This window comes from Rhodoferax sp. BAB1, from assembly GCF_013334205.1.
GTDB lineage: Bacteria > Pseudomonadota > Gammaproteobacteria > Burkholderiales > Burkholderiaceae_C > Hylemonella.
In genome coordinates this window covers 1,114,948-1,130,061 of the sequence record NZ_CP054424.1, presented here as the reverse complement: position 1 = coordinate 1,130,061, position 15,114 = coordinate 1,114,948, and the positions used below count along the sequence as shown (strand labels likewise).

The following is a 15,114-nucleotide window of genomic DNA, read 5'->3' as shown; positions in this document are numbered from 1 at the left end:
GGGGGCGGCCGGTACGCGGATGCCGCTGCCGCAAGCACCGCCGGCGATCAGGCTTCGAAATATTGCCAGCGGTTCTTGCCCGCCTGCTTGGCCTGGTACATGGCCTTGTCCGCATGGCGGATCAGCTGGTCCGGCTCGGCATGATCGGGCGGGCTCAGCGCCACGCCGATGCTGGTGGAAACACTGACCTCCTTTCCCTCCAGTTCGACGGGCTGCTGTACGGCCTGCAGCAGGCGCTGCAGCACGGGCTCGACGTCCTGCGCCTGCTCCAGGTCGACCAGCAAGGCGACAAACTCATCCCCGCCCACGCGCGAGAGCGTGTCACCATCGCGCAGCACGGCCTTGAGCCGGTGAGCCATGGTGACCAGGAACTGGTCACCCGCCGCATGACCGTAGCGGTCATTCACGGCCTTGAATCCATCCAGGTCCAGGAAGGCCACCGCCAGCGCCCGGTCGCGCCGCTCCGTCTGGGCCAGCGCCTGCTGCAGGCGATCGGCCAGCAGCACCCGGTTGGGCAGGCCGGTCAGGGGGTCGTAGTGCGCCATCCCGGCCAGCTGCGCATTGGCCTGCTCCAGCGCATGATGGCTGAGTTCCAGCTCCTGCTGTGCGGCGATACGAGCCGTGATGTCGCGAATGACCACGGTGAAGGTCTGGTGGCCCTCGATGGTGACATGGGAGATCGCTGCTTCGATGGGGAACTGATGCCCGTCGGCATGCAGGGCATGCAGCTGCCCCCGGCTGACCATGGATCGGTTGGAACGCCCGGTGCGGGCAAAGGCGTTGATAAACCCGTCATGCCGGTCCCGATGCTGCATGGGAATCAGCATCGAGACCGGCTGCCCCAGCACCCGTGCCTGGGTATGTCCGAACATCGCTTCGGCTGCCGAATTGAAGATCACGATGCGGTGCGACTCGTCGACGCTGATGATTGCATCCATCGCCGATTCGATGATGCCCTGCAGCCGCAGCCCGGCCTGCTCCCGGGCGGCCTCCCACTGCCGCTGGCGGCGCGCAAGGTAGCGGTAGGCCCAGATGCCGGAGCCCCCCATGAGCAGCAGCAGCAGCAGCGTCGCGCGCATCTGCCCCCACCAGATATCCAGCATCGTGGGAACCGGCATGGCCACGTAGACCGTGATGGGCAGGCCTTTCAGCCGCTCATAGGCATACTGGTAGTCGCTCCCACCGATCTGGTTGATGCCCTGCATCTGTCCCGTGGCGGGGAAGTTCTGCGTCACCAGATGGCGACGCAGGGCCCCGCCCCGGGGCGTACCGTAGACCTCGGTGTCACTGATGCCAGGGCGCACCGGATAACGGCTCAGCAGATAGGCATCGTCACGCAGCACCCCGATGGTCATGCGCTCGATGGCCGGCATGTCCCGCCAGAAGCCGGACAGCAGATCGACTGGCGCCGCAAAAATCAGCACGGCCAGGGGCCGCCCGTGGGTATCGCGCAGCACATGGCGCATGCCGAAGTGCCAGCGCGGCTCGGCCGCATCGCGGTGCGGCCGGCTGATGTCGACCAGCGCACTTGTCTGGAGCAGTTGCTGGAAATCCGGATCATCCGCCCGTGCCGGAATGTCCGACGCTACGCGTCCGGAGCTGGTCGCGAGGTAACGCCCCTGCGGGCTGAGCACGTGGATGGCCAGCAGTTCCGGGCGCAAGACCTGATACCGCTGCACGCTGCGCGCCAGCGCCGCCGGGGGCAGCAGCCGGCCCTGCGGCGCAATCTCTGCGGCCAGGCCCAGCAGGCCCGTCTGCTGCTGCTCGAAAAACCTGTCGAGCAGCTGGTGGGACAGGGAGAGCACCGTGCGCAGGTTGTTGATCTCGTTGTCCTTGACATGCAGCCAGGTCCGCCAGCCGTGGAGGAGCGCAAAGCCCAGCAGCAGGACCAGGACCAGGGGCAGCAGACGGTTCCAGCGCGGACGGACCGGCTGCTCTGCCAGGGCAACGGTATTCGATACGGACACGTCTGTTTCACCTCCAGGGGCTGGCGACTGGCACCGGATGCCATCCGGACCTTGGCCCCCAAAGTTTTCGCTTGAATGTCAGCGACTTTCTCACTTTGAATCCTCCTCGCCCTTTGGGGCCTCCAATGGATCCCCGGGTGCGAGTTGTGCGAGCCGTTCTGACAGTTGCGTCATGAAATCGACCGCCCGGTACATCTCGTCCACCAGACCGAGCGCCTGCAGCAGCGTGTACTGCGACTCGACCTCCTGCAGGGCAAAGTCCATCGTGGCGTAACGGCCGAACTCGCGCAGCCGCATCACGGCCTCGGCCGCGGGACTCACCTCCTCGAGCGGTGCGCGCCGGCCCAGCTCCCCCAGCAGCCAGTCCCGGAACCAGGCCGGCAACGCGGTCTCCCCACTGACCAGCGCCCCAACCAGCGGCACCGAAGCCAGAGACAGGGCGTCCATGTCCCCGCGCACCCGCCGGAGCAAGAGATCAAACGGGCCCGAGTCCACTCTTGCGATGTCACGCTGTTTCATGGCACGGTCGCCTGCAGCACGGACTGGCGGCACAGTTCATCCACGGGCACCGGCCAACCCAGCAGGTAACCCTGGAAGAGGTGGCAACCATAAGCGTTCAACGTGACGAATTGCGACTCGGTCTCCACGCCCTCGGCCACCACGTCCAGCCCAAGGTGGGCGGCCAGGGAGAGGATGGTCTTGGCGATGGCCACATCGTCATCGCTGGTGTCGACGTGGCTGACAAAGGACCGGTCAATCTTCAGCACGTGGATGGGCAGTTCCTTGAGGTAGGACAGCGAGGAATAACCGGTGCCGAAGTCGTCAATGGCAAAACGCACGCCGCGGTTGCGCAGCAGCTTCATCTTCTGCACCGTGTCCTGCAGGTTGTCCTGCAGCGAGCTCTCGGTGACCTCCAGTTCCAGTTGGCCGGGCAGGATCTGGCAGCGGTCCATGGCGGCGATGACCTGGGGCACGAAATCCGGCTGACGGAACTGGCGGGCGCTCACGTTGACGGCAATCTGCCAGGCCCTGTGTTGCGGGTCCCCCCGCCAGCTGGCCAGCTGCGCGCACGCCTGCTCGATCACCCACTGGCCGATGGGCACGATCAGGCCGGTTTTTTCCGCCAGCGGAATGAAGTCACCAGGCGAGACCATGCCGCGTAGGGGATGGCGCCAGCGCAGCAGGGCCTCCACCGCCACCGTCTGGCGTTGGCCGTTCATGATGGGCTGGTAGAAGATCTGGAACTGTCCCTGCGTCAGGGCCAGGCGCAGATCGGCTTCCATGGCCATGCGTTTCTGGAAGGCGCTCTGGATGGCCGGATCGAAGAAACACAGGGTCGCCCGGCCCGCATCCTTGGCCTGGTACAGCGCGATGTCGGCCTGCTTGAGCAGTTCCTCGGCCCGCTGGCCCTGGCCCTGGTACATCACCACGCCGATGCTGGGGGTGCTGTTCACCTCGGCCCGCGCCAGCGGGTAGGGCTGGCTGAGAATGCGCAGCATTTCCTCCCCCAGCAGGCCGGCCTGCGTGGTGGCCTCCACCTCGCCAGTGCCCAGATCGGACAGCAGCACCACGAATTCATCCCCGCCCAGGCGGGCCACGGTGTCACTCTGGCGCACGCCCTCGCGCAGACGCTGCGCCACCAGTTTGAGCAGTTCATCACCCTGCTCGTGCCCCAGGGTGTCGTTGATGTCCTTGAAATGGTCCAGGTCCATGAAGAGCAGTGCGCCAAACTGGCCACTGCGCGCCGAAGCCACCAGGCCCTGCTGCAGGCGGTCCATCAGCAGGCGCCGGTTGGGCAGGCCGGTCAGCGCGTCCTGGTAGGCCATCTGCTCTACCTGCAACTCAACCCGCTTGCGCTCCGTGATATCGGCGCGGATGGCCACGTAACGTTGCGGCCGGCCGTTCTCGCCCATGTAGGGCACGATGGTGGTCTGCACCCAGTAGAGAGAGCCGTCCTTGGCGCGGTTGCAGACCTCGCCGCTCCAGACCTTGCCCCCGGAAATCGTGCGCCAGAGTTCGTGGAAGAAGGAGGCGGGATGGTGGCCGGAATTGATCAGGCGGTGCGTCTGGCCGATCAGCTCTTCGCGGCCATACTGGGAGATCTGGCAGAAACGGTCGTTGACGCTGGTGATGACACCGCGCGCGTCCGTGATGGCCACGATGGCGTGCGCATCCAGCGCGGTCTTCAGGTCGGCCACCTCGTGCATGGAGTCCATGAGCTGCCTCTGCAACTGCTGCAGATCGGTGGTGTCGATGGCCACGGCCATGGCTCCGATGATCTGGCCGTCCGGTCCGTGCTCCGGCGCGATCGAGACCGAGCTGTAGAGCGCTTTGCCCTGCTCGGTCCGCATCTGCCCTTCGTAGGACGTCATCTGTCCCGTGATGGCCCGGGCCCAGCGGTAGCTCACCTCGGCGCGGCGCTCGGGCGCCACCACCTCCTCGAACGAGCGCCCCACGACCTGCTCCACCGGCAAGCCCAGCATCTGCGCCATCTGCTGGTTGACATAGCGGTAGCGGCCTTCGCGGTCCAGCCGCGCCACCCCGGCCGGCACCTGCCGCAGCACGGCATCCAGTTCGGACTGCTTGCTGCGCAGTTCCTGCTCCGAGCGCTGCAGCAGTTCATAGGGCTCGCGCATGCCCAGCCTGAAGGTGGCCGCATAGATCAGCGCATAGGAGACCACCTTGAACACATGGCCGAAGATCACCAGGAAATCGCTGGTGTCGACATAGGAGGTGAAGGTCAGTTCACCCAGGCCCATCACGAAACAGGCCGCGGCAAAATAGTAGTGGCGCGGGCCGCCGCCTTCGCGCTGCGCCATGTGCCAGAAATACCCGGCGGCCAGCAGATTGCCCGCACACAACACCCATTCGATATAGGCCTTGAAAGGCGTCACCCCCTGGCCGGGAACGAAGGTCTGGGGAAACCAGTCCAGCCGCCAGGTGCCGATGGCAAACAGCGCGACAATGGTCAGCCCCCCGGCCAGTTGCCAGTGCCAGCGTTGGCCGGGCAGGCGCACCTGCAGGGCCACCAGCCAGACCGCCAGCAGCTCGAAGCCCCGGCCCATGAACCAGAAAAAGATGGCCTTGCCCGTACTGCTGGGGCTGCCCAAAGCTGGCATGCCCTCGTAGCTGAGGGCGTGGATGATGTCCACGCCGGCCACCACCGTGAAGGCGTAGATCAGGGTACTGGCGATGCGCCGGTCCTCTCTGGAAAAGGCGTGCCAGGCGATCACCACCACCAGCACCGAGACCACCACCGAAAACATTTCCAGCAACAGATGCGTCACCAGCATGCCCGGGCTGCCGTGCGCAAACAGGCTGAAGCCGGGCAGGGCCAGCACAGCCACCAGCGCCAGCAAGGCCGCCACGCTGACCGTCAGGGCCAGGCGGCGGCTTTTCTCGATCAGGGGCTCACTACCCATGGCTTCCCACGCCTTTGCATGTCCAGGGCATCAGAAGGAGAAGAGACGAGGTTTCAGAAGCTTTCCCAGTCACCGGCATCGCTACCGCTGGCCTTGGAAGCCGGGGCTGCAGCGGCCGGGGCCGACAGGGCCGCCGGCTTGCCGGCGGCGGGGCGGGCCGCCGGCCGGGGGGCGGGCGCAGCCGCACGTGGCGCCATCACCGGAGCATGGTGGCTGACCGTCGGGGCCACGGGCTGCCCCTCGGCGAGCTTGAACACGGCCACGGCCTGCACCAAGTCCTGCGCCTGGCCGCGCAGGCTGCTGGCCGCCGCCGCCATCTCTTCCACCAGCGCCGCGTTCTGCTGCGTGGCCTGGTCCATCTGCGTCACGGCCTCGCCGATCTGCGCCACGCCCTGGCTCTGCTCGGTGCTGGCCGCGCTGATCTCACCCATGATGTCGGTCACGCGGCGGATGCTGCTCACCACCTCGCTCATGGTGGCGCCGGCCTGGTCCACCAGGGTCGTGCCCTGGCCTACCCGCTCCACGCTGTCGGTGATCAGCGTCTTGATCTCCTTGGCCGCTTCCGCGCTGCGGCTGGCCAGGTTGCGCACTTCGGCCGCCACCACGGCAAACCCGCGGCCCTGTTCGCCAGCCCGCGCGGCTTCCACGGCTGCGTTCAGCGCCAGGATGTTGGTCTGGAAGGCGATGCCGTCGATCACGCTGATGATGTCGGCAATCTTCTTGCTCGAATCATTGATGCCCTTCATGGTGTCCACCACCTGGGCCACCACTTCGCCGCCCTGCACGGCCACCGTGCTGGCGCTTTGCGCCAGCTGGTTGGCCTGGCGGGCGTTGTCGGCGTTCTGCTTCACGGTGGAAGAGAGTTCTTCCATCGATGCCGCGGTTTCCTCCAGCGCGCTGGCCTGGCTTTCGGTGCGCGCACTCAGGTCGGTATTGCCCTGGGCAATCTCGGAACTGGCGGTGGAAACGGATTCCGAACCCTGGCGCACCCTGCCAACAATCTGTGCCAGGTTGTGCTGCATGGCGGCCAGCGCCTGCAGCACCTTGGCCACCTCGTCCTTGCCGGTCGCGTCGACCCGGCGGGTCAGGTCACCCTGGGCCACGGCTTCGGAGACATCGACCGCGTTCTGCAGCGAGCGCGAGATGCCGCGCACCAGCATCAGGCCGAAGATGAACGCAAAGGTCACGCCAGCCACGATGGCCACGACGGAGAGGGTCAGGATGCCCTTGTAGCGCGCCACACCGGCCTCGTATTCATTTTTGGCTTCTGTGAGCTGCAGCTCCAGCAACTCGCCGATGGACTTGCGCACATCGTTGTACTCGGTGCGGATCGTCGTCTGGTTGAGCTGGCGTGCCTTCTCCAGATCGCCGGAACGCACGGCGTTCAGGAACGGGGTCAGTCCCGTGGCGTTGTATTGCGCCCGCTCTTCGGCCAGCTTCTTGGCGATCCGGGCCTCATCGGCCGTCATCGCGGTGGCCATGTAGGCATCCCAGATCTTGTTGATGGTGGCCGTGTTGTCGGCGATTTCCTTGTCCTTGGCCGCAATTTCCTGCGGCGTCGGGTTCAGCACGATGAAGGCTGCGTTCAGGCGGTTTTCCAGCAGTTTTTCCTGCATTTCGCCGAGCTGCCCCATGGGCACGGTGCGGTCCTCGTAGACCGTCTTCAGTCCCGCGTTGGAGGAATTGATGCCGTACAGGCCGATGCCGCCGATCACGATCAGCAAGACCGACAGGATGCCGATGAGTGCGATCAGGCGCGTGGATATCTTGAGGTTGTTCATGCGGATGCTCCTTGAGGATGTATTTATTCAGACCGTTCCGGCATGAGCCCCATGTCGGCGCTGCTCATGAGTTTCTCGATGTCCAGCAGGATCAGCATGCGCTGGGCATCGCCCTGCACCACCGTCGCGATGCCGATCACCTGCGCCGTCGATACGGCGCCGCTGAATTCGGGCGCGGGCTTGATGTCTTCGCCCTTGAGCGCCACCACGTCCGACACGGCGTCCACCACCATGCCCACCACCCGGTCGCCGATGTTGAGCACGATGGTCACGGTCTGGCTGTCGTACACCACATCGGCCATGCCGAAGCGGATGCGCATGTCCAGGATGGGCACGATGACACCGCGCAGGTTGAGCACGCCCAGCACATAGGGCGGCGCGTTGACCATGCGGGTGGAGGCCTCGTAGCCCCGGATCTCCTGCACCTTGAGGATGTTGATGCCGTATTCCTCGCCCCCGAGGCGGAAGCTCAGGTATTCCCCGTTGCCCGGCGTCACGGCGCTTGCGCCTGGTGAGGCCTGTTCTCTGACTGCGGTGTTCATCGGTGCACGTCCTTTCTTGAGGTCTGGTCCATGGCCATCCGGGCCGCTGTTGTCGCATTAAATGCCCTCATGGGCGCCCCGTGTCTGAGCAAATCTGAGCAGTTGCAGGCAGCCGGCCCTCATGGGGGCGCCTCAAATTCAGTCCCCTGAATGGTTCCGTACGACCCGCGTCTAGCACCAGAATGGGGCCGGCCCGGTCAAGCTGACGCGCCCTGTCGCTGCTGCGCCAGCGTCAGACCGAGCTGCTCCATGGGCAGGGCACGGGCATAGAGCCAGCCTTGCGCATACTGCACGCCGCGCTGGCGCAGATAGTCGGCCTGGGCCTGCGTTTCCACGCCTTCGGCCACCATCACCAGCCCCAGGGAGCGGGCGATCTCGATGATGTGGTCCACCACGTTTTTCGTTGCTGCATCGGTGCCTATGGTGTCGACAAAGGCCTTGTCGATCTTCAGGTAGTCCAGCTCCAGCCGGCTCAGATAGGACAACCCCGAGTAACCGGTGCCGAAATCGTCGATGGCGATGCCAACCCCCATGTCGCGCAGGGCGCGGATCTGCGCCCGCACCTCATCCGGCTGCACGAGCGCACGCTCTGTGATCTCGACGATGACCTGCCGGGCCCGGATACCGCCCCCTTGCAGCCTGGACTGGAGTTCGGCCACGGCGGCCGGACCGGACAGGTCGGCGGAAGAAAAGTTGAGGCTGATGTCGAAATCGGCATGCTGTCTCAGCAGCTCGGCCGCATCACGCACAAAGAGTTCCATGACTTTCGAGGTCACCTGCCCGATCAGCTCGTTGCGCTCGGCAACGGAAATAAATATCTCGGGGCTCACCAGCGTGCCGTTGGCGCGGCGCCAGCGCAGCAGCGCCTCGGCTCCGACCCAGCGGCCGGACTGCAGGTCCACCACCGGCTGGTAGTGCAGGAACAGCTCGTTGCGGCGCAAGGCCAGCCGCAACTGGTTGGGCATGGACTGGCGGCGCATGGCATTCACCACGAACAGGGCCGCAATGGCCAGGCCGGCGATCAGGGCCAGGGGCAGCAGGATCATGGCGTTCTGCCGCCAGTCCCGGTGCATCTGCGTCATGGGAATGGCGGCATAGGATGTGTAGTCAAAACGGGCGGAGCGTTTCATGACCACCAGCCGGCCGGCATCATGGAAGCGCAGGGTGCCGTTTTTCCCGAAAGACCTGGCGAACCACGCCGGCGGGATCTCTCCGGCACCACGGCTCAGCATGGACTGCTGGCTGGAACTGCCGAAAATGCCGATGTCGATGCGTTCGTCGTGGCTGACCAGATCCAGGGCTTCTCCCGGCAGAAAGAAGAAGCTGTAGCCACTGTCCTGCGGGGCCACCATGACATAGATTTCGCTGCCGGCAAAAGGCAGGGAAACGGCGGTCCGGATCCTGGAACCCAAGCGGCTCACATAGGTAGGCGGCCCCAGCGCGATGCCCTCGCCGTGGTGCCCGTAGGACGAGCACAGCAGGCGATCCCCCTGGACATAACCGATGCCCCGCAGGGTCCGGGCTCCCACGGCCTGGCGTTGCATCCGCTCGATATTGGCCGCGGAACAGGGCTGGGGGTCGGCCTGCGCCAGCAGGGGCTGGAACGCCTGCCGGTACTGGGCGCTGATGGCCTCGGTGCGCGCCAGGACTTCGCCGGCAATGGCATCGGCCCGCTGTTCCAGGCCCCGCAGACTCTGCCAGTAACTGAGGTACACCCCGCCCGCCACTGAAACCACGACGGCGACCAGACCGAGCAGGTAGGGAACGGGACCTATCCTGCGGTCAAACCTCACGGCCTGACCTCGATCGGCGCGTGAAAGCTGTAGCCCACGGCGCGCAGGGTACTGACCGGCAGCTCCAGCCCGCAGGCCTCATGAACCTTGCGGCGCAGGCGGCGCATCTGGGTGTCGAGGCGACGCATGTCGTAATCAAAATAGTCCGCGCCCAGGGCCAACACGATGGCCTCGCGCGAAACGCTCTCGCCGCCCAGGGCCAGGGTCTTGAGCACCAGATAGTCCTGGGCCGACAGGGTGATGGGTGCCTGGCCAGGCGGCGTGAGCTGGCGCGGCGAGGCCTGCAGCAGCCAGCGCGGCTGCTCCTGCACGTCCAGGCGGCGCGCCAGGGCGGCAATGGTGGCGGCCAGCTCGCTGAGGTCGGCCGTCTTGGGAATGTAGTGATCGGCGCCACCAATCAGGCCGTCCACCTTGTCCTGCATGCCGGCGCGCGCGGTCAGCATGATGATGCCCAGGCGCAGACCGTTGCTGCGCATGCGCAGGATCAGGTCCAGGCCGTCACCGTCGGGCAGGCCCCGGTCCAGCACGGCCACCTGGTGCTCGCGCGGCTTGAAGACCCGCATGAACTCGGCCACCGTGGACGACACGGTGACGCGATGGCCCTGCGCCTGGAGGAACTCGGTGAGTTCCTCGCGCAGCACGGGTTCGTCTTCCAGCAGGATCACTTGGGCCATGCTGGCAGTGTAGGAGAGCCCCCGCTGATTTGTCTGAGCAAATCTGAGCAGCCTCTTTCACCCCGCATATTCCAGCATTGCAGGCCTGGGCCCATGCTATGTTGTAGCCCCATGTGGAAACAATGCTGCGCTGCGCTGGCCACCCTGCTGCTCTCGGCCGTCGCCCTGGCCCAGGCTGCCGAGCCCGTCCAACTCGACGCGCAGCGCGACGGGTTCGCCCTGGCCGGCCATCTGGAATGGCTGGAGGATGCCAGCGCCCGCATGACACCGGCCGAGGTGCAGGCCGCGCCGGACTGGGCCCTGCTGCCGGGCATGCCCAACGCCGGCTTCACGCGTTCGGCCATCTGGATCCGCCTGACCGTGGTGCAGCCAGCGGACAGTGAAAACGACTGGCGCCTGAGCATCGACGACACCCTGCTCAATGAAGCGCAACTGCACACCCCCGGGTCCGACGGACGCTGGGAAAGCCAGCGCGCGGGGCACGCGGTCCTGCGCACGGAATGGCCGCTGGACAGCCGTGTCCCGACCTTCCGCCTGCGGCTGCAACCCGGCCAGCAGACGCTCTACCTGCGCTTGCAGAGCCAGCACACCCTGTCCCATCCGATCCGGCTGCACTCGATCAACGGCTACATGCGGCAGAACGGCCTCGAGGCCCTGTCTTTCGGTGCCTACTTCGGCATCTTTGCCGTGGTCATCGTGCTGCAGCTGGCTTTCTGGCTGGTGGGCCGCGAAGCGCTCAGCAGCTGGTATCTGCTCTACACCTCGGTCCTGCTCACCGTCACGCTGCTGCGCTCGGGTTATCCCCAGATGGGCCTGGGATGGAGCGGCCCGTCGAGCATGCAGTTGCTGATGATGATTTCGATCCTGGCCCCCATGGCCATCGTCCGCCTGAGCGCGGTCTGGCTGCAACTGCACCAGCACCTGCCACGCTTCAACGTGCTCTACCAGAGCAGCACCTACATCATGGGCCTGCTGGCTGGCGCGGTGGCCCTGGCACGCGACCCGGCGCTCGGCCTGCAGATCAGCCAGGCCATCAACTTCCTGATGGTGCTGATCTCCATGGGGGTCGCCCTGTGGCTTTGGCGCCGCAAGCTGGGCGAGTCCGGCTACTACCTGCTGGTGTTCGGTGCCATCGACACGGGCATCCTGGTCCGCCTGATACGCAACCTGGGCGCTCTGCCGGTGAATTTCTTCACCGATTACGCCATCTATCTGGGCACCGTCGTGCACCTGATCTTGATGAGCCTGTATTCCATCCGCCGCTACAACAAGCTGCGCGCCGCGCTGGAAGGCGAACGCCGCGCGCGCGAGGAGCAGAAGGACTTCGTGAGCATGGTCTCGCACGAATTCCGCACGCCGCTGGCCATCATCAACACCTCGATCCAGCAGCTGGCGGCCAACCTGGACGCACCGGCCGAAAAATCCCTGCAGCGCGCGCAGAACATCCGCAACGCCATCCAGCGCATGGACCTGCTGCTGGACGACTACCTCTCGCTGGACCGGCTGGACAGCGCGCAGCAGGCGCTGCAGCTGCGGACCTGCGACTTCTACGAGGTCATCGAGGACGCCGCCTCCGACTGGCCGCTGGGCCGCGTGCGGATCCTCCTGGACCGGCTGCCCCCGCATTTTGTCTGCGACCCCGACCTGATGCGCATCGTGCTGCGCAATCTGCTGGCCAACGCGGTGCGGCATTCCCCTGCCAGCTCGGTCATCGAGCTTGACGTCGCAGGCCAGGACGACGGCAGCTTGCGCATCCGGGTGCAGGACCAGGGCGAGGGCATCCCGGCCGAGGAACTGCCGCGCCTGTTCCAGCGCTACTTCCGGGGACGCGCCAGCCAGGGCAAACCGGGCGCCGGCCTGGGCCTGCACCTGGTGCAGCGCATCGTGCAGCTGCACGGCGGCGCCATCACGGTGCAGAGCACCGTGGGTCAGGGCACGAGCTTCGTGATCACGCTGCCGGCGGGCCAGTTGCCGAACGGCTGACTCGCTGGCAGCAGCGGGCGCCTGCTGCGCGCTCAGATTTGCTCAGACACAAACCACCGTCTGGCAAGTATCTTGGTGACCCAAGATGGGCCCCGGATGCGAGCAGCTTGAGCTGCCAGACCGGCCAGCCCACAGCGCCAGGGAGCCCTGACCGTCCGCAAGGACAGCCACCATGCTGACCATCTTCAAGAATCTGATCTCCGCCGCCCCGCCCGAGGAAGCCACCCCCACGGCCGCGCGCCTGCGCATGAGCCTGGAGGAGCGCAAGGCCTACCGGCGCGAGATGCTCTACCAGTCCATCCGCGAATCCCTGCTGGGGCTGGAGGCCCTGGCCAGCATGTACAAGTTCAAGGTCATGAGCATGGACGAGCGGCACCACCGCTTCATCGTCATGATCGAAGTGACCCAGATGTTCCAGGCACGCCAGGGCGGCAAGCCCATCGGTTTCCAGGAGATCGAGACCATCGTCAAGCAGCGCACCTTCGAGCGCTACGGTGTGGTGGTGCAGGGCATGTTCTGGCGCGTGGATGAAAACCAGGCCTCCTACACCCGCACCCGGCGCGCAGGCGATCAACCGCAAACCCCCATCCGGCCCCAAACCCCCATCCAGCGGCAGGTGGTGCAGCGTTATGCGCGCCAGCCCTACCAGCCCGTCACTGAGCGGGAACGCGAGCAGTTTGCGCAAGCCATCCGGCAGGGCCAGCGGCCGCCGCCGATCCGTGTGGGTGTGCAGGAATACGTGTCCGACCTGGGACCGCTGGAAACCACGACCGAGGTCGGCGGCACACAATATGGCCAGCTCTGACATCTGAACCTCACCATGGACCTCCAGCGCCTGCTCGAATCACCCGGGGCCCTGCCCAGCATCCCCCGGGTGGTGGCCCTTGCGCTCAATGAGCTCGACCAGGAAGCCCCGGACCTCATGCGAGTCAGTGCCCTGCTGGCCGATGAACCCGTCATGACGGCCCGCCTGCTGCAGGTGGCCAATTCGGCCCGTTACCAGTTGAGCCAGCGCATCGGCTCCGTAGCCCAGGCGCTGGCCGTGCTGGGCCTGACCGAAGTGCGGGAGATGCTGCTGCAGGCCGCCATCGCCAGCGCGTTTCGCCGGGTGGGGGATATCGACATGCGCCAGTTCTGGCGCTACAGCCTGAACACGGCACGGCTGACACGGCAGCTCGCGCACAGCCGGACACGCCTGCTGCGCCACTCCACCGCATCCCCCTACACCATCGGTCTGGTCCATGCGCTGGGCGAGCTGGTCATGCAGCTCGGCCTGCCGCTGGAGATGGCCGCACTGAACCAGCAATGCGGCGTTTTTGCGCCGGAGCGGGCCCAGGCCGAGCAGGCCCGGCTGGGCTACTCCTATGCCCAGGTCGGCGCCGGCTTCGCACGCGCCTGGCACCTGCCGCCGGAGTTGACCCTGGTGGTGGAGCAGCACGATGCGCCGTTCTCGCGCGGCAGCAGCGAACCGCTGGCGGGCATGCTGCACATGGCCGCCTGGCGCTGCCGGGCCCGCGAGACGGGCTACACCGAAAGCGATCTGGCCCAGACCTATCCCGAAGTCGCTGCGCTGGCCCTGCGCCTGCAGCTCGAAGAGGTGCTGTCCCTGGACCCGGTGGCATGGGCCAGCGAGACCGACATTGACGCCATGGCGGCCGGCTGAGCCGATCGTCACAGCCTCATCTCGACCTGGGGGCCGACGGCCTGCCTCAGTGCGGGCAGTGATAAGCTGTCCGGGTCTGTTCAGCACGGAGTTCCCCATGTCCAGCCACGTCCTGGTTGCCGGTGTCGGCATGATCCCCTTCACCAAACCCGGGGCCAACCGCCCCTACCCCGAGATGGCCGCCGAGGCCGTGCGTGCCGCCCTGGCCGACGCCGGCCTGGACTACGCGCAACTGCAGCAGGCCTATGTGGGCTACGTCTACGGCGACTCCACCGCCGGCCAGCGCGCGCTGTACGAAGTGGGCATGAGCGGCATCCCCATCGTCAACGTCAACAACAACTGCTCCACCGGCTCCACCGCCCTCTACCTGGCCCGCCAGGCCGTGGCCAGCGGCGCGGCGGACTGCGTGCTGGCCCTGGGCTTCGAGCACATGAGCCCGGGCGCACTGGGCGCCGTGTTCAACGACCGCCCTACCCCCTTCGACCGTTTCGACGAAGCGACCCAGGACCTGGTGGGCCATGCCGAGATCCCGCTGGCCCTGCGCTACTTCGGCGGTGCCGGCCTGGCCCACATGCAGCAGTACGGCACCCGGCTGGAAACCTTTGCCGCCATCCGCGCCAAGGCCAGCCGCCACGCCGCGCACAACCCGCTGGCCCTGTTCCGCAAGGAAGTCACAACCGAAGACGTGATGGCCTCGCCCGTGCTGTGGGACGGTGTGATGACCCGCCTGATGGCCTGCCCGCCCACCTGCGGCGCGGCCGCTGCCGTGGTCTGCTCGGACGCGTTCGCGCAGAAACACGGCCTGGACCGTTCGGTGCGCATCCGCGCCCAGGCGATGACGACCGACACGACCGCCACCTTCGGGGCGCGCGACATGCGCGAAGTCGTCGGCTTCTCGATGGCCAAGGAAGCCGCACGCCAGGTCTACGAGCAGGCCGGCGTCGGCCCGCAGGACGTGGACGTGGTGGAACTGCACGACTGCTTCGCGCAGAACGAACTCATCAGCTACGAAGCCCTAGGCCTGTGCCCCGAGGGCGGCGCTGAGAAGTTCGTGATGGATGGCGACAACAGCTACGGCGGAAAATTCGTCACCAACCCCTCGGGCGGCCTGCTCAGCAAGGGACACCCGCTGGGCGCCACGGGTCTCGCGCAGTGCACCGAGCTGGTTCAGCAGCTGCGCGGCCAGGCCGGCGCGCGTCAGGTGCAAGACGCCCGGCTGGCCCTGCAGCACAACCTGGGGCTGGGCGGCGCCTGCGTGGTGACGCTGTACGAGCGGGCTTGACGCGACG

The 15,114-nt window shown here is 66.4% G+C and carries 11 protein-coding genes; 4 read left to right on the top strand and 7 right to left on the bottom strand.

The window, feature by feature from the left end:
* Positions 1-47: 47 nt before the first annotated feature.
* The 7 genes from HTY51_RS05525 to HTY51_RS05495 all read right to left on the bottom strand — a co-directional run bounded on the left by HTY51_RS05525 (position 48) and on the right by HTY51_RS05495 (position 10,179).
* Entirely contained in the window at positions 48-1,967 is a 1,920-nt protein-coding gene (locus tag HTY51_RS05525) for a diguanylate cyclase domain-containing protein (protein ID WP_174251797.1), read from the bottom strand.
* A gap of 90 nt (positions 1,968-2,057) precedes the next feature.
* On the bottom strand, positions 2,058-2,486 hold the full coding sequence (locus HTY51_RS05520; RefSeq protein WP_174251796.1) for a hypothetical protein: 429 nt from the start codon (positions 2,484-2,486) through the stop codon (positions 2,058-2,060).
* Positions 2,483-5,389: an EAL domain-containing protein gene (locus HTY51_RS05515; protein ID WP_217448247.1), complete on the bottom strand. Its 2,907-nt coding sequence runs from the start codon at positions 5,387-5,389 to the stop codon at positions 2,483-2,485. The genes HTY51_RS05520 and HTY51_RS05515 overlap by 4 nt, the downstream gene beginning before the upstream one ends.
* A gap of 53 nt (positions 5,390-5,442) precedes the next feature.
* Positions 5,443-7,170, bottom strand: coding sequence for a methyl-accepting chemotaxis protein (locus tag HTY51_RS05510; RefSeq protein WP_174251795.1), 1,728 nt, complete (start codon positions 7,168-7,170; stop codon positions 5,443-5,445).
* Positions 7,171-7,193: 23 nt separating this feature from the next.
* The gene (locus HTY51_RS05505; protein WP_174251794.1) at positions 7,194-7,712 is read right to left on the bottom strand and encodes a chemotaxis protein CheW; all 519 of its coding nucleotides are present in this window, start codon (positions 7,710-7,712) and stop codon (positions 7,194-7,196) included.
* 197 nt (positions 7,713-7,909) lie between these two features.
* Entirely contained in the window at positions 7,910-9,505 is a 1,596-nt protein-coding gene (locus HTY51_RS05500) for an EAL domain-containing protein (RefSeq protein WP_174251793.1), read from the bottom strand.
* The gene (locus HTY51_RS05495) at positions 9,502-10,179 is read right to left on the bottom strand and encodes a response regulator transcription factor (RefSeq protein ID WP_174251792.1); all 678 of its coding nucleotides are present in this window, start codon (positions 10,177-10,179) and stop codon (positions 9,502-9,504) included. The genes HTY51_RS05500 and HTY51_RS05495 overlap by 4 nt, the downstream gene beginning before the upstream one ends.
* A gap of 111 nt (positions 10,180-10,290) precedes the next feature.
* Between HTY51_RS05495 and HTY51_RS05490 the strand changes: the two genes are divergently transcribed.
* The 4 genes from HTY51_RS05490 to HTY51_RS05475 all read left to right on the top strand — a co-directional run bounded on the left by HTY51_RS05490 (position 10,291) and on the right by HTY51_RS05475 (position 15,107).
* A complete protein-coding gene (locus tag HTY51_RS05490) occupies positions 10,291-12,162 on the top strand; it encodes a sensor histidine kinase (RefSeq protein ID WP_174251791.1) in 1,872 nt (623 codons plus the stop codon).
* A 172-nt stretch (positions 12,163-12,334) separates the two neighbouring features.
* Positions 12,335-12,967 carry a hypothetical protein gene (locus HTY51_RS05485; protein WP_174251790.1) on the top strand — a complete coding sequence of 211 codons (633 nt, stop codon included), beginning with the start codon at positions 12,335-12,337 and terminating at the stop codon, positions 12,965-12,967.
* A 15-nt stretch (positions 12,968-12,982) separates the two neighbouring features.
* Entirely contained in the window at positions 12,983-13,825 is an 843-nt protein-coding gene (locus tag HTY51_RS05480; protein ID WP_174251789.1) for an HDOD domain-containing protein, read from the top strand.
* Between the two features lie 97 nt (positions 13,826-13,922).
* Positions 13,923-15,107, top strand: a complete 1,185-nt coding sequence (locus HTY51_RS05475; protein WP_174251788.1) for a lipid-transfer protein — start codon at positions 13,923-13,925, stop codon at positions 15,105-15,107.
* The last annotated feature ends 7 nt before the right edge of the window (positions 15,108-15,114 follow it).

Excerpts from the sequence above, each read along its gene's own strand:
- HTY51_RS05480 (WP_174251789.1), top strand. The coding sequence starts at position 12,983 with ATGGACCTCCAGCGCCTGCTCGAATCACCCGGGGCCCTGCCCAGCATC.
- HTY51_RS05490 (WP_174251791.1), top strand. The coding sequence starts at position 10,291 with ATGTGGAAACAATGCTGCGCTGCGCTGGCCACCCTGCTGCTCTCGGCC.
- HTY51_RS05495 (WP_174251792.1), bottom strand. The coding sequence starts at position 10,179 with ATGGCCCAAGTGATCCTGCTGGAAGACGAACCCGTGCTGCGCGAGGAA.
- HTY51_RS05510 (WP_174251795.1), bottom strand. The coding sequence starts at position 7,170 with ATGAACAACCTCAAGATATCCACGCGCCTGATCGCACTCATCGGCATC.
- HTY51_RS05520 (WP_174251796.1), bottom strand. The coding sequence starts at position 2,486 with ATGAAACAGCGTGACATCGCAAGAGTGGACTCGGGCCCGTTTGATCTC.
- HTY51_RS05515 (WP_217448247.1), bottom strand. The coding sequence starts at position 5,389 with ATGGGTAGTGAGCCCCTGATCGAGAAAAGCCGCCGCCTGGCCCTGACG.
- HTY51_RS05485 (WP_174251790.1), top strand. The coding sequence starts at position 12,335 with ATGCTGACCATCTTCAAGAATCTGATCTCCGCCGCCCCGCCCGAGGAA.
- HTY51_RS05475 (WP_174251788.1), top strand. The coding sequence starts at position 13,923 with ATGTCCAGCCACGTCCTGGTTGCCGGTGTCGGCATGATCCCCTTCACC.
- HTY51_RS05505 (WP_174251794.1), bottom strand. The coding sequence starts at position 7,712 with ATGAACACCGCAGTCAGAGAACAGGCCTCACCAGGCGCAAGCGCCGTG.